The organism is Ornithinimicrobium sp. (assembly GCF_051004135.1).
Lineage (GTDB): Bacteria > Actinomycetota > Actinomycetes > Actinomycetales > Dermatophilaceae > Ornithinicoccus.
On record NZ_JBPCKQ010000211.1, the window covers coordinates 1 to 14,033 of the forward strand.

The following is a 14,033-nucleotide window of genomic DNA, read 5'->3' on the forward strand; positions in this document are numbered from 1 at the left end:
GGCGGTGACCCACGACCGGTGGTTCACCCGTGGATTCGACCGGTTCCTGGTGCTCGGTGCCGACGGCCGGGTCCGGGAGGCCGACGAGCCGGTGTGGGACGAGGGCCGGGTGGCCCGTTCGCGCTAGGACCCGGTGGGTGACCGGGCGTAGAGCTCGTCGAGCTGGTCGGCGTACTTGCGGGTCACCACCCGGCGCTTGAGCTTCATGCTCGGCGTCAGGTCACCGTCCTCGACCGTGAGGTCACGCTCCAGGATCGCGAACTGCTTGATCTGCTCCCAGCGGTTCAGGGTCAGGTTGAGCTCATCGACGTAGCCCTGCACCATCTCGCGGGCCCGCGGGCTGCCCACGATCTCGGCATACGGGCGTCCCTCGAGGTCGTGCTGCTGGGCCCAAGGCTGGATCGAGTCCGGGTCCAGGGTGATCAGAGCGGAGACGAAGTTGCGCCCGTCGCCCTCGATGACCAGCTGGCTGGCGTAGGGGCAGATGCCTTTGAACCGCGACTCGATGACCGAGGGGGCGACGTACTTGCCGCCGGAGGTCTTGAACAGGTCCTTCTTGCGGTCGGTGATCCGCAGGAACCCGTGCTCGTCCACCTCGCCGATGTCCCCGGTGTGGAAGAAGCCGTCGTCGTCCAGCGACTCCCGGGTCATCTCCTCCAGCCCGTGGTAGCCCGGGGTCACGCCCGGCCCGCGCAGCAGCACCTCGCCGTCGTCGGCGATCCGGACGTCGGTGCCCGGCAGCGGCCAGCCGACGCTGCCGAACTGGTAGGCGCCGGGCTGGGGACGGTTGACGAAGGCGGCGGCGCTGGTCTCGGTGAGGCCGTAGCCCTCCAGGATCAGCAGCCCGGCGGCGTCGAACCACCGGGCGACGTCCTGGTTGAGCGCCGCCGAGCCGGAGATGAAGAAGCGGATGCGGCCGCCGAAGCGCTCGCGGACCTTGCTCAGCACCAGCTTGTCGGCCAGTCGGTGCTGAGCGGCGAGGGCCCGGCTGGGCTCGCGCTCCTGCTCGCGCAGCGACGCGACCTGCCGGCCCACGCCGAAGGCCCAGGCGAACAGCTTGGCCTTGACCCCGCCGTCCTGCGCCACGGTGGTGGTGACCCGGCCGTAGGCCTTCTCAAAGATCCGCGGGGCGGCGCCCATGAAGGTGGGCTTGACGACCGCGAGGTTCTCCACGATCTTGTCGACCCGGCCGTCGACCGCCGTGGGGAAGCCGATCTGCAGCGGCAGCATCAGCAGGCACTTGCCGAAGACGTGGGCGAGCGGAAGCCAGAGGTACTGCAGGTCCTCCGGCCCGAGGATCCGGATCGCATCGACCCCGGCCCCCTCGTAGGTCCATGCGGAGTGCGGCAGCCGCACCCCCTTGGGTCGTCCCGTGGTGCCCGAGGTGTAGATGATGGTGGCCAGGTGCCCGGGGGTGAGTATGTCGATCCGCTCGTCGACCAGCCCAGGCTCGGCGGCCAGCCGGTCTCGTCCGCGCTCCTCCAGCTGGGCCAGCGACAGGACCCACTCGTCGTCTGTCGTGCCGGCGTCTGTCGTGTCACTGCCGCCGCTGCCGCCGTCGGTGTCATCGGCCTCGATGACCACGACGGCGAGCACGTCGCCCAGCTCGTCGCGGTGCGCGCGCAGTCGCTGCACCTGCTCGGCGTTCTCGGCGATGACGACCCGGCTGCCGGAGTCGGCGACGATGTAGGCCATGTCGGCGGGCAGGCTGGTGGGATAGATCGTGGTGGTCGCCGCGCCGGCGCACATCACCGCCAGGTCGGCCAGGACCCACTCGATCCGAGTCGAGCTGGCCAGCGCCACCCGGTCCTCGACCTGCACGCCCAGGTCGATCAGACCGGCGGCCTGCGCGAAGGCGCGGTCGGCGGTCTGCGCCCAGGTCAGCGAGACCCAGTCCTCCCCGGTGGCGGAGAGCTGGGGGTAGCGGAACGCCTCCGTGCCCCCCGACGCGGCCACCCGGTCGCGGAACACATGGCCCACGCTCGCCGCGCGCTCCTCGATAACGCTCTGGTCGATCCGCTCGTCGGCGGCAGCTCGGGTCATGACTACCCCACACTCCTTCGTGTCGCCCCCTCCACGGGGCCCTGCGACTCAGGTTACAAGAAGCGGTGACCGTGACCGAGGTCACGCTTGACACGGGCCCAGTTTCCCGGTCTACTGTCATCAGACGGAAAAGAGATTCCATAAAGCAGAATCTGAGACGAGGAGGAGCCGCGTGACCACAGCGTCCCTGGAGGCCTTCAACGCCGCACCACGGCAGCAGGGCATGGCCCTGGTGCTGGCGTGCGCCGCCGTGCCCCGCTGGGCTGCGCAGGTGTGTGACGGACGTCCTTACGCCGACGTCGAGCAGGCCCTCGACGCGGCCCGCCACGCGGCCTCGCCGTGGACCGAGGACGAGATCGACGGCGCCCTGGCCGGCCACCCGCGGATCGGCGAGCGAGCCGAGACCACGCACGGCGCGCGCTTGGCGCAGCACTCGCAGACCGAGCAGGCCGGCGTCGACTCCTCCGACGACGAGGTCACCCGGCGGCTGGCCCAGGGCAACCGGGCCTACGAGGAGCGTTTCGGCCACGTGTTCCTCATTCGCGCCGCCGGTCGCAGCGCCCAGGAGATCCTCGACGCGCTGGAGCAGCGCCTCACCCACGACCCACAGACCGAGCGCCGCATCGCCGCCCAGCAGCTGCGTGAGATCGCCGTCCTCCGACTGCAAGGAGAGCTCGCGTGAGCGCCCACGTCACCACCCACGTCCTGGATGCCGTCACCGGCGCACCCGCCGTCGGTCTGGAGCTGTCCCTGACCCACCACACGGACAGCGGGCTCCAGACGGTCGCCACCGGCGTCACCGACAGCGACGGGCGCAATGGGGCGCTGGGGCCGGAGCGACTGGATCCGGGCACCTACCGGCTGGTCTTCGGCACCGGTGCCTGGTTCGCCGCCCAGGGCACCCCGACCTTCTACCCGGAGGTCACCATCGACTTCACGGTCGAGGCCGGCCGCGCGCACTACCACGTGCCGATCCTGCTCAGCCCGTTCGCGTACTCGACGTACCGCGGCAGCTGAGCCCACCCCATACTCCCGCCGCGTCCCCACGCAACCGCACGACCTACACCCACTCAAAGGAGAGAGCGCGTCATGAGTCAGAGCAGCCAGAGCCAGGAGATCGTCCTCGGCGACAACCAGTACGGCAAGGCCGAGGTCCGCGCCGTCAAGATCGACCGCGACAGGGACCGGCACAGCATCACCGACCTGTCGGTGTCCTCGCAGCTGCGCGGCTCCTTCGAGGAGGCGCACTACGACGGGGACAACGGCAAGGTCGTGGCCACCGACACGCAGAAGAACACCGTGTTCGCCTTCGCCAGGGACGGTGTCGGCTCGCCGGAGGCCTTCGCGCTGCGGCTGGCCGAGCACTTCACCTCCTCCTTCGACTGGGTGAGCGGTGGGCGCTGGGAAGTCAAGCAGTACAGCTGGGGGCATATCCCCACCTCGAAGTCCGACAACGCGGCCGACGGGGAGCACAACCACGCCTTCGTCAAGGGCGGCACCGAGACGCGCACCACCGTGGTGCAGCAGGACGGCGACGAGCTGTTCGTGGTCTCCGGTCTGGAGGACCTCTCGGTCCTGAAGTCCACGGGCTCGGAGTTCCACGGCTTCCCCCGCGACCGCTACACCACGCTGGTCGAGACCGACGACCGCATCCTGGCCACCAAGGTGACCGCGAAGTGGCGCTACGAGGCAGCCGGCGTGGGCTCGCTGGACTTCAACGAGATCTACGCCGACGTGCGGCGCATCCTGCTGGAGACCTTCGCCGACGTGCACTCCCTGGCGCTGCAGCAGAGCCTCTACGAGATGGGCAAGGCGGTGCTGGAGTCCCGGCCCGAGGTCGCCGAGATCAAGTTCTCGATGCCCAACCTGCACCACTTCCTGGTCGACATGCAGGCCTTCGGGCTGGACAACCCCAACGAGGTCTTCTATGCCGCCGACCGCCCCTACGGTCTCATCGAGGCCGAGGTCAAGCGCTCCGGTGCCAGCAGCGAGCCCCGCGCCTGGGCCACGGTCGCCGGCTTCTGCTGATCTGCCGACCCGCGCAGAGCTGATGTTGCCGCCGCCACAGACGCCCTCGGGGTGCGCGCTGCCCGCGCGCCCCGAGGTGCAGGGGACCCGATGCTCAGTTCGCCGAGATGAGCTCGGCCGAGACCTGCTCGGCGACGTCGTGCAGCACCGGGATCGCCTGCTCGCCGAACTCGTAGGTGGCCCGGGTGGCCGGTCCGGACACCGAGACGGCGGCGGGCGTCGGTGCACCGGGCACCGGCACCGCGAAGCAGCGCACCCCGAGCTCCTGCTCGCCGTCGTCCACGGCATACCCGCGCTCGCGGATCCTGTCCATCTCGCGCAACAGGGCGTCGACATCAGTGATCGAGGCCTCGGTCAGCGCGGGCATGCCCACCCGGGCGACGATCTCGCGCACGGTCTGGTCGGGCACCTGCGACAGCACCATCTTGCCGACGCCCGTGCAGTGGCAGTAGACGCGGCGGCCGACCTCGGTGAACATCCGCATCGAGTATGCCGAGGACGCCTGGGCGACGTAGACGGCCATGTCGCGGTCGATCATCGCCAGGTTGACGGTCTCGCCGAGCTCAAGGGCCAGCTCCTCCAGGTGTGGCCGAGCCCCCGCGCCGAGCCGGCGGCCGGCGCTCTCGCCGAGTCGGATCAGCCGGGGCCCCAGCGTGTAGCGGCGCGAGGGCAGCTGCCGGACGTAGCCGCGTCCGCTGAGGGTCCGCAGCAGACGGTGGATCGTGGGCATCGGCAGGCCGGTCTCCGCGCCGAGCTCGCTCAGCGTGATCTCCCCGTCGCGATCGCCCATCGCCTCGAGCAGGTCGATCACGCGCTCCACGGACTGCACCCCGGGAGCGCTGCCCCCGTTCGCGGCTGCGCTCGGCTTAGGTCCCTTGGGTCCGTTGGCTGTCATGGACCACACTATTCCATATGTTGAAAACCACCTTTCATCCCGCCCCTTAGCCTTAGGAGATCTCTCATGGCCACCCCCAGTCCCAGCTACACCATCACCTTGCGCGTGCAGATCCCCGCCTCCCAGCGAGCCAGCAGCACCGTGGTCACTGCGGTGGCCGAGGCGGGAGCGGCGGTGACCGCCGTCGACATCGCGCACTCGGCCACCGACCACCTCGTCGTGGACGTCACCTGCGACACCGTGGATGCCCAGCACGGCGACCAGGTCCGGGACGCGCTCGACGCGCTGCCTGACGTGCACGTGCTCAAGGTCTCCGACTCGACCTTCCTGATGCACCTGGGTGGCAAGATCGAGGTGCGCACCAAGGTGCCGCTGAAGACCCGGCGCGACCTGTCCCGGGCCTACACCCCCGGCGTGGCGCGGGTTTGCCTAGCCATCGCCGAGAGGCCCGAGGATGCGCGCCGGTTGACCATCAAGCGCAACACCGTCGCCGTGGTCACCGACGGCACCGCCGTCCTGGGGCTCGGCGACATCGGCCCTGCCGCAGCCCTGCCGGTGATGGAGGGCAAGGCCGCGCTGTTCAAGGAGTTCGCCGGCGTCGACGCCTGGCCGGTCTGCCTGGACACCAAGGACACCGAGGAGATCATCTCCATCGTCAAGGCGCTGGCACCGGTCTACGGTGGGGTCAACCTGGAGGACATCTCCGCTCCCCGGTGCTTCGAGATCGAGACCCGGCTGCGTGACGAGCTGGACATCCCGGTCTTCCACGACGACCAGCACGGCACCGCGATCGTGGTGCTGGCCGCGCTGATCAACGCCCTCAAGGTGGTCGGCAAGGAGCTGTCAGACGTGCGCATCGTGGTCTCCGGCGTGGGCGCGGCGGGCTCGGCCATCATTCGGTTGCTGGAGGCCCAGGGCGCCCGGCACATCATCGGTTTCGGGCGCAACGGGGCGCTGCACCGTGGTGAGACCAGCGACGACCCGCACCGCCAGTGGATCGCGGAGCACACCAACGAGGAGGGCTTCTCCGGCAGCCTGGTCGAGGGTATGGCGGGTGCCGACGTGTTCATCGGCGTCTCCGCCGCCGACATCCTCACCGGCGATGACGTGGCCACGATGAACGACGATGCGATCGTCTTCGCGCTGGCCAACCCCACGCCCGAGGTCGACCCGGTCGAGGCCGGCCGCACGGCCGCCGTGGTCGCCACGGGTCGCAGCGACTACCCCAACCAGATCAACAACGTGCTCGCCTTCCCCGGCCTGTTCCGCGGACTGCTGGACTCCGGCGCCACCGAGATCACCGACGAGCTGCTCCGGCAGGCCGCTGTGGCCATCGCCGAGGTGGTCGGGGACGACGAGCGCAACCCCGCCTTCATCATCCCGGGGGTCTTCGACCCCCGGGTGGCCGACGACGTGGCCGAGGCCGTGCGCACCGCGGTGAGCCGGCACCCCGACATCGCCTCGGTGCCCGTCTCAGAGGACGAGGAGGTCGGCGCGTGAGCACGCCCCAGGACACGCAGAGCACGGGCTCCAGGGCCCCGACAGACTCATCCGCCGGCACGTCGCTGTCCGCATCGACCCTGGCCGAGGTGGAGACCCTGCTGACCCCGGTCGACGAGGAGCTGACACAACGCTACCCCGGCGAGCGGGCGGGCCGGCAGCCGGTGCACACCGTCTACGTCCCCGCTGACCGCTACCACGCGGGTCTGGCCGGGGAGTGGGGTGCGCAGGCCGCCCAGGCGGTGCAGGACGCCGGCGGGATGGACGCACTGCTGGACGCTGTATTCGCGGCGACGGGAGCTCCGACCGAGCTGGCCGAGCCGATCGGCGTCAAGGTGGCGGCCAAGCTGGCCGCCCAGCCGATCGAGGACCTGCGGATCGACCTGGAGGACGGCTACGGCGACCACGGCGACGCCGAGGACGACGTCGCCGTGGCGGCCGGCCAGACGCTGCGGGCCGAGCTCGACGCAGGGTCGGCCACGCCGTTCGTCGGCATCCGGTTCAAGTGCTTCGAGGAGCCGACCCGGGCCCGGGGGCTGCGCAGCCTCGACCTGTTCCTGACCACCCTGCTGGGCTCCGGTCCGCTGCCCGAGGGGCTGCTGCTGACCCTGCCCAAGGTCACGTATGCCGCTCAGGTCCAGGCCATGGTGCTGGTGTGCGAGCAGCTCGAGCGCTCGCATGACCTCACCCCCGGCCGGCTGGGCTTCGAGGTGCAGGTCGAGACCCCGCAGGCTGTGCTGGGGCCCGACGGAGCGGCGACCGTGGCGCGGATGCTGCACGCCGGCCAGGGTCGGGTCACCGGGCTGCACTACGGCACCTACGACTACTCCGCCTCACTCGGCATCGCCGCGGCATACCAGAGCATGGAGCACCCGGCCGCCGATCACGCCAAGGCGGTGATGCAGCTGGCCGCGGCCGGCACCGGCGTCCGGCTGTCCGACGGCTCCACCAACGTGCTGCCCGTCGGCGACCCGGACCAGGTGCGCGACGCCTGGGCCCTGCACGCCCGGTTGGTGCAGCGCTCCCTGGTCCGTGGCTACTACCAGGGCTGGGACATGCACCCGTCCCAGCTGCCCAGCCGGTATGCCGCGACCTACGTCTTCTTCAGACAGGGCATGCCCGCCGCTGCCGACCGGCTGCGCGACTACGTCGGGCAGGTCGAGGGTGCGGTGCTGGACGAGCCGGCGACAGCCAAGGCGCTCGCGCGCTACCTGCAGCGTGGCCTGGACAGCGGTGCCGTCGACGAGGCCGAACTGCAGGAGCGGTCGGGCCTGGGCGCCGCCGACCTGACGAGGTTTCTCGGTTCCCGATGAACGCGGGTTCTGTGTTTCTGATGAATGTGACCCATGTGACGCTCCAGCGACCGAAACGTCACATTCATCGACGACGATCCTCCTGCGCCGCTTGATCGCCGCAGCGTGATGCGCTGGACTTCCATCCAGTAAAAATAAAGTTCCACAAGCCGAAATGCCACGGACGAAAGGCTAAGAATGTCTCACGTGCCCTACACGGTCAACTGCTCCATCCTGCTCACGGGACGCCCGCTCCTGGAGCGCCCCCAGGCGGCGCGGGACGCGGGGTTCGCCGGGGTCGAGTTCTGGTGGCCGTTCCCGGTCGCCGTGCCCGCCGAGGCTGAGGTCGACGCGTTCGTGCAGGCCATCGCCGACAGCGGGGTCCAGCTCACCGGGCTCAACTTCTTCGCCGGGGACATGCCCGGCGGTGACCGCGGTCTGGTCTCCTGGCCGGCTCGCTCGCCGGAGCTGCGCGACAACCTCGACATCGTCACCCGAATCGGGGAGCGCACCGGCTGCCGACAGTTCAACGCGCTCTACGGCAACCGGGTCGAGGGGCTCGAGGCCGCCGAGCAGGACACGCTGGGCGCGGAGAACCTCGCCCTCGCGGCCCAGGCGGTCGACCGGATCGGCGGGACGGTGCTGCTGGAGCCGGTGTCGGGCACCCCGGCATACCCCCTGAAGACCTCCGCCGACGTGCTGCAGGTGCTGGACCGGGTCGCCACCCAGCACGGCGCCACCAACCTCGGGCTGCTGCTCGACGTCTACCACCTGGCAGTCAACGGGGCCGACGTGGACCGCGACATCGAGGCACACCGCGACCGCGTCGCTCACGTGCAGATCGCCGACGCCCCCGGCCGTGGTGCGCCCGGCAGCGGTGACCTGCCGATCCAGCAGTGGATCGAGGACCTGCGCGGTGGCGGCTACACCGGCCCCGTGGGCTTGGAGTACAAGACCGACGCCGACGACCCCTTCGCCTGGCTCCCCACCGACCAGCGCTCCTGAGCGCCGATTCTTCGCAGCACTGCGCCCGACCAACGATCCTCCCGAAAGGACCCCGACATGAGCACGATCGCCTTCATCGGACTGGGCATCATGGGCAGCCCCATGGCCATCCACCTGCAGAACGCCGGACACGACGTCCGCGGCTACAACCGCACCCCCGACAAGGCCCAGCCGCTGGCCGAGGTGGGCGGCACCGCCGCCGGCTCGATCGCCGAGGCCGTGGCCGATGCCGACGTCGTCTGCGTCATGGTGCCGGACTCCCCCCAGGTCACCGAGGTGCTGACCGGCGAGGACGGGGTCTTCGCCCACGCCCGCCCGGACACCCTGGTCATCGACTTCTCCTCGATCCGCCCCGACGTCACCACCGGTCTGGCGCAGCAGGCCCAGGAGGCCGGCTTCCGGATCGTCGACGCCCCCGTCTCCGGCGGCGAGGCCGGCGCCAAGAACGCCGCGCTGTCGATCATGGTCGGCGGCTCCGAGGCCGACTTCGAGGCCGCCAAGCCCGTGCTCGACGTGGTCGGCAAGACCATCGTGCACGTCGGCCCCGCGGGCTCCGGGCAGACGGTCAAGGCCGCCAACCAGCTCATCGTGGCCGGCAACATCGCGCTGCTGGCCGAGGCCATCGTCTTCCTCGAGGCCTACGGTGTCGACACCGCCGCGGCCGTGCAGGTGCTCGGCGGCGGCCTCGCCGGGTCGGCCGTGCTGGACCAGAAGGCGCAGAAGATGCTGGACCGCTCCTTCGACCCCGGCTTCCGGATCGACCTGCACCACAAGGACATGGGCATCGTGACCTCCGCCGCCCGCGAGGCCGGTGTGGTCACCCTCGTCGGCTCGGTGGTCGCCCAGCTGATGGGGGCCGCCCGCGCCAACGGTGACGGCAGCCTGGACCACTCGGGTCTGTTCAACGTGATCGCCCAAGCCTCCGGCTCCGGCCAGAGCTCCTGATCACCCGCCCCACCCACCGATCCGTCCGACGCCCATTCACCACCCGCACCCCGAACTGGAGCACGCCATGCCGCGCATGAGAGCAGTCGACGCCGCCGTCGCCATCCTGGAGAAGGAGGGCGCCACGCAGACCTTCGGGCTGCCCGGCGCCGCCATCAACCCGTTCTACGACGCCATGCGCAAGCACGGCGGGATCGGTCACGTGCTGGCCCGGCACGTCGAGGGCGCCTCGCACATGGCCGACGGCTACACCCGCGCCGTCGCGAGCAACATCGGGATCTGCATCGGCACCTCCGGTCCCGCCGGCACTGACATGATCACCGGTCTGTATGCCGCATCGGCCGACTCCGTGCCGATCCTGTGCATCACCGGGCAGGCGCCGGTGGCCAAGCTGGACAAGGAGGACTTCCAAGCGGTCGACATCGCGGCCATCGCCGCACCGGTCACCAAGATGGCCAAGACGGTTCTCGAGGGCTCCCAGGTGCCGGGGGTGTTCCAGGAGGCCTTCCACCTGATGCGCTCCGGCCGCCCAGGCCCGGTGCTGATCGACCTGCCCATCGACGTGCAGATGACCGAGATCGAGTTCGCCCCCGACCTCTACGAGCCGCTGCCGCTGGCCCCGCCGAAGGCTACCCGGGCGCAGGTCGAGCGGGCCCTGGACCTGCTGGCCTTCGGTGACAAGCCGCTGATCATCGCCGGCGGCGGCATCATCAACGCCTGCGCCGAGGACCTGCTCGTCGAGCTGGCCGAACTTCTGGACGTCCCCGTGGTGCCTACTTTGATGGGCTGGGGCGCCATCGGCGACGACCACCGCCTCGCCGCGGGCATGGTCGGTCTGCAGACCTCGCACCGCTACGGCAACGCCACCTTCCTAGAGTCCGACGTCGTGCTCGGCGTCGGCAACCGCTGGGCAAACCGGCACACCGGCGGGGTGGAGGGCTACACCAAGGGCCGCCGGTTCGCCCACGTCGACATCGCCCCCACCCAGATCGGACGGATCTTCGACCCCGAGGTGGGCATCGTCTCCGACGCCAAGGCGTTCCTTGAGCTGGCGCTGCAGGTCGCCCGGGAGCGAGCCGAGGCCGGCGCTCTGGCGGACCGGACCGAGTGGGTCGAGCAGACGGCTGCCCGCAAGAAGGAGCTGCTGCGCAAGACCAACTTCACCGAGATCCCGATCAAGCCGCAGCGGGTCTACCAGGAGATGAACCAGGTCTTCGACAAGGACACGGTCTACGTCACGACGATCGGGCTGTCCCAGATCGCCGGCGCCCAGTTCCTGCACGTCTACAAGCCCCGGCACTGGGTCAACGCCGGGCAGGCCGGCCCCCTGGGCTGGACCGGCCCCGCCGCACTCGGGGTGGCGACCGCTCGGCCGGAGGTGCCCGTGGTCGCACTGTCCGGTGACTACGACTTCCAGTTCATGATGGAGGAGCTCGCGGTCGGCGCCCAGCACCACCTGCCCTACGTGCACGTGGTGGTCAACAACGCCTACCTCGGCCTGATCCGGCAGTCCCAGCGAGCCTTCGAGATGGACTACCAGGTCTCGCTCGCCTTCGACAACATCAACGCGAAGGACTCGGACGGCTACGGCGTCGACCACGTCGCGGTGGCTGAGGCGCTGGGCTGCAAGGCGCTGCGGGTCCGCGACCCTGAATACCTGGTCGAAGCGTTCGGCAAGGCCAAGTCGATGGCCCAGGAGTTCCGGGTGCCGGTCGTCGTCGAGGTCATCCTCGAGCGGGTGACCAACATCTCGATGGGCGTCCAGCTCGAGGGCGTCAACGAGTTCGAGGAGCTCAGCCTGAGCACCGAGGACAGCCCGACCGCCTCGGCGTTCCTGGACTGAGCAGGCTGATCCCTATGGCATCCGACGCCGGTCCCGACCGCCTGCCCACAAGCTTGCACAGGATCCTCATCTCCCCTGACAAGTTCAAGGGGTCGCTGTCGGCGCTGTCCGTCGCCGAGCACCTGGCGACCGGGCTGCGGCGGGTGCTACCTGATGTCGAGACTGACCTGCTGCCGGTCGCCGACGGGGGCGAGGGTACGGTGCAGGCCGCCCTGGCCGCCGGGTACTCCCTCGTGAAGCTGACGGCGACCGGCCCGCGGGGGGAGCCGGTGCCGACCCGGTATGCCGTGCACGAGGGCACTCAGGGCCGCACCGCGGTCATCGAGATGGCTGCCGTGTCCGGGCTGGAGATGCTCGATCCCGACGACGCGACCGCCCGGCACGCCACCTCCCGAGGGCTGGGTGAGCTCGTTGCGCACGCCCTCGACCAGGGGGCGACCACCGTGGTCGTCGGGGTCGGTGGCTCCGCCAGCACCGACGGCGGCGCAGGCATGCTCAGCGCCCTCGGGGCCCAGCTGTCCGGGCCGGACGGACCGCTGGCCGACGGTGGTGACGCGCTGCGCACGGTGACCACGGTCGACCTGACCGCCCTGCATCCCGGGCTGGCTCAGGTCGAGCTGGTCCTGGCCGGTGACGTCGACAACCCCCTCCTGGGCGTCACCGGTGCCGCCGAGGTCTACGGCCCCCAGAAGGGTGCCGACCCGGTGGCCGTCGCCGATCTCGAGGAGGGCCTGCAGGCCTGGGTCCAGGCCCTGGTCGCCGCCGGACGCGCGGACGCAGCCGACCTCGCCGGGCAGGCGGGTGCGGGCGCCGCCGGGGGAGTCGGCTACGCCTGCCTGCTGTTAGGCGCGACCCGGCGGCCCGGTGTGGACGTCGTCCTCGACCTCACCGGTTTCCGGCATCGAGTCGAGGGTGCCGACCTGGTGCTGACCGGAGAGGGCAACCTGGACGAGCAGTCCCTGCACGGCAAGACCCCGGTCGGGGTGGCCGAGGCCGCCCGGGCCGCCGGCGTGCCCACCGTCGCCGTCTGCGGGCGTACCGGGCTGAGCACCGACCAGACCCGGGCTGCCGGCTTCTCTGCCGTCCACGCCCTTACCGACCTGGAGTCCGACGTGGCCCGGTGCATCGCCGAGGCCGGGCCGCTGCTGGAGCAGCTGGCCGCGCGCATCGCCGAGCAGTGGACGGCTGACCGGACACCCCCCCAAGGATCTCGCATGACGACAACGCAGTCCACGGCAGCGACACCCGGGCAGCCGGCACCTCAGCAACGTTTCGACCTGGTGCTTCGCGGCGAGCGGGTGCTCACCGACGGCGGCTTCGGGCCGGCCGAGGTCGGCATCCGCGACGGCCGGATCGCCGCCGTGGAGCCGCTCGGCACCGGTCTGGACAGCAGCGGGGAGGTGATCGAGCTCGCCGACGACGAGGTGCTGATCCCCGGGCTGGTCGACAGTCACGTGCACGTCAACGAGCCGGGACGCACCGAGTGGGAGGGCTTCGCCTCAGCCACCCGGGCCGCCGCCGCGGGCGGGGTCACGACCATCATCGACATGCCGCTGAACTCGCTGCCTCCCACCGTGGGCGTGGCCGCCCTGGAGACCAAGCAGGAGGCCGCCCGCGGTCAGTGCTTCGTCGACGTCGGCTTCTGGGGCGGCGCCGTCCCGGGCAACACCGGCGACCTGCACCCGCTGCACGAGGTGGGGGTCTTCGGCTTCAAGTGCTTTCTGTCACCTTCCGGCGTGCCGGAGTTCCCGCCGCTGGAGCCGGCCGAGATGGAGGCCGACCTGACCGAGCTGGTCCGCGACGACGCACTGCTGATCGTGCACGCCGAGGACGGGCACGTGCTGGACCAGGCTCCGCCGGCCACCCCCGGCCGGCACTACGCCGACTTCCTGGCCTCCCGCCCGGCGCAGGCCGAGTCCTCTGCCATCGCCGCCGTCATCGAGGCGGCCCGGCGCACCGGCGGGCGGGCGCACATCCTGCACCTGTCCGACGCCGGCGCGCTGCCGATGATCGCCGCGGCCCGGGCCGACGGCGTGCGGCTGAGCGTGGAGACCTGCCCGCACTACCTGTCGCTGGCCAGCGGCTCAGTGCCGGACGGTGCCACGGCATACAAGTGCTGCCCGCCGATCCGCGAGCAGAGCAACCAGGACCGGCTCTGGCAGGGTCTGCTCGATGGCACCATCGACATCATCGTGACCGACCACTCGCCCTCGCCGCTGGATCTGAAGGCCGTCGACACCGGCGACTTCGCGGTGGCCTGGGGTGGGGTGGCCTCGTTGCAGATCGGCTTCCGCGTCGTGTGGACCGAGGCTCACCGTCGCGGCATCCCGCTGGAGCAGGTCGTGCAGTGGATGTCGGCAGGCCCGGCCGACCTGGTCGGGCTGCCGGGCAAGGGCCGCATCGGAGTCGGTGCAGACGCCGACACCCCGGCGCCGGGCACCAAGGAAGAAGTCGCCGTCGACAGCGACAGACTCCACCACAC

General features: G+C 70.7%; 11 protein-coding genes and 1 pseudogene. 10 read left to right on the forward strand and 2 right to left on the reverse strand.

All coding sequences use genetic code 11. The features are described from left to right. Window positions 1-123: 123 nt before the first annotated feature. Window positions 124-2,043 (reverse strand): AMP-dependent synthetase/ligase, encoded by a 1,920-nt coding sequence (locus ACR2FV_RS14970; protein ID WP_434016501.1) that lies wholly within the window; start codon window positions 2,041-2,043, stop codon window positions 124-126. Between the two features lie 172 nt (window positions 2,044-2,215). Here ACR2FV_RS14970 and uraD point away from each other — a divergent pair, with 172 nt between their 5' ends. The 3 genes from uraD (at window position 2,216) to pucL (ending at window position 4,071) form a co-directional block, all read left to right on the forward strand. Then, window positions 2,216-2,725, forward strand: a complete 510-nt coding sequence (gene uraD, locus ACR2FV_RS14975; RefSeq protein ID WP_434016502.1) for a 2-oxo-4-hydroxy-4-carboxy-5-ureidoimidazoline decarboxylase — start codon at window positions 2,216-2,218, stop codon at window positions 2,723-2,725. Continuing rightward, window positions 2,722-3,060, forward strand: coding sequence for a hydroxyisourate hydrolase (uraH, locus tag ACR2FV_RS14980; RefSeq protein WP_434016503.1), 339 nt, complete (start codon window positions 2,722-2,724; stop codon window positions 3,058-3,060). Before uraD ends, uraH begins: the two co-directional genes overlap by 4 nt. A 72-nt stretch (window positions 3,061-3,132) precedes the next feature. Next, the gene (gene pucL, locus ACR2FV_RS14985) at window positions 3,133-4,071 is read left to right on the forward strand and encodes a factor-independent urate hydroxylase (protein WP_434016504.1); all 939 of its coding nucleotides are present in this window, start codon (window positions 3,133-3,135) and stop codon (window positions 4,069-4,071) included. 94 nt (window positions 4,072-4,165) lie between these two features. Here the strand turns inward: pucL and ACR2FV_RS14990 are convergent, their stop codons facing one another. After that, the gene (locus tag ACR2FV_RS14990; protein WP_434016505.1) at window positions 4,166-4,966 is read right to left on the reverse strand and encodes an IclR family transcriptional regulator; all 801 of its coding nucleotides are present in this window, start codon (window positions 4,964-4,966) and stop codon (window positions 4,166-4,168) included. Between the two features lie 66 nt (window positions 4,967-5,032). Here ACR2FV_RS14990 and ACR2FV_RS14995 point away from each other — a divergent pair, with 66 nt between their 5' ends. The 7 genes and pseudogenes from ACR2FV_RS14995 to allB all read left to right on the forward strand — a co-directional run. Then, entirely contained in the window at window positions 5,033-6,466 is a 1,434-nt protein-coding gene (locus tag ACR2FV_RS14995) for an NAD-dependent malic enzyme (RefSeq protein WP_434016506.1), read from the forward strand. Between the two features lie 65 nt (window positions 6,467-6,531). Next, window positions 6,532-7,779, forward strand: coding sequence for a DUF6986 family protein (locus ACR2FV_RS15000; RefSeq protein WP_434016509.1), 1,248 nt, complete (start codon window positions 6,532-6,534; stop codon window positions 7,777-7,779). A 186-nt stretch (window positions 7,780-7,965) separates the two neighbouring features. After that, entirely contained in the window at window positions 7,966-8,763 is a 798-nt protein-coding gene (locus ACR2FV_RS15005) for a hydroxypyruvate isomerase family protein (protein WP_434016507.1), read from the forward strand. A gap of 6 nt (window positions 8,764-8,769) precedes the next feature. Further along, complete coding sequence (locus ACR2FV_RS15010; protein WP_434016510.1) at window positions 8,770-9,708, forward strand: 2-hydroxy-3-oxopropionate reductase; 939 nt, start codon at window positions 8,770-8,772, stop codon at window positions 9,706-9,708. A gap of 67 nt (window positions 9,709-9,775) precedes the next feature. Next, a complete protein-coding gene (gcl, locus tag ACR2FV_RS15015) occupies window positions 9,776-11,551 on the forward strand; it encodes a glyoxylate carboligase (protein ID WP_434016508.1) in 1,776 nt (591 codons plus the stop codon). Between the two features lie 14 nt (window positions 11,552-11,565). After that, window positions 11,566-12,672: pseudogene (locus ACR2FV_RS15020) on the forward strand (glycerate kinase); the annotation flags it as partial. A 93-nt stretch (window positions 12,673-12,765) separates the two neighbouring features. Beyond that, on the forward strand, window positions 12,766-14,033 hold a 1,268-nt coding region (gene allB / locus ACR2FV_RS15025), incomplete at its 3' end, for an allantoinase AllB (protein WP_434016511.1).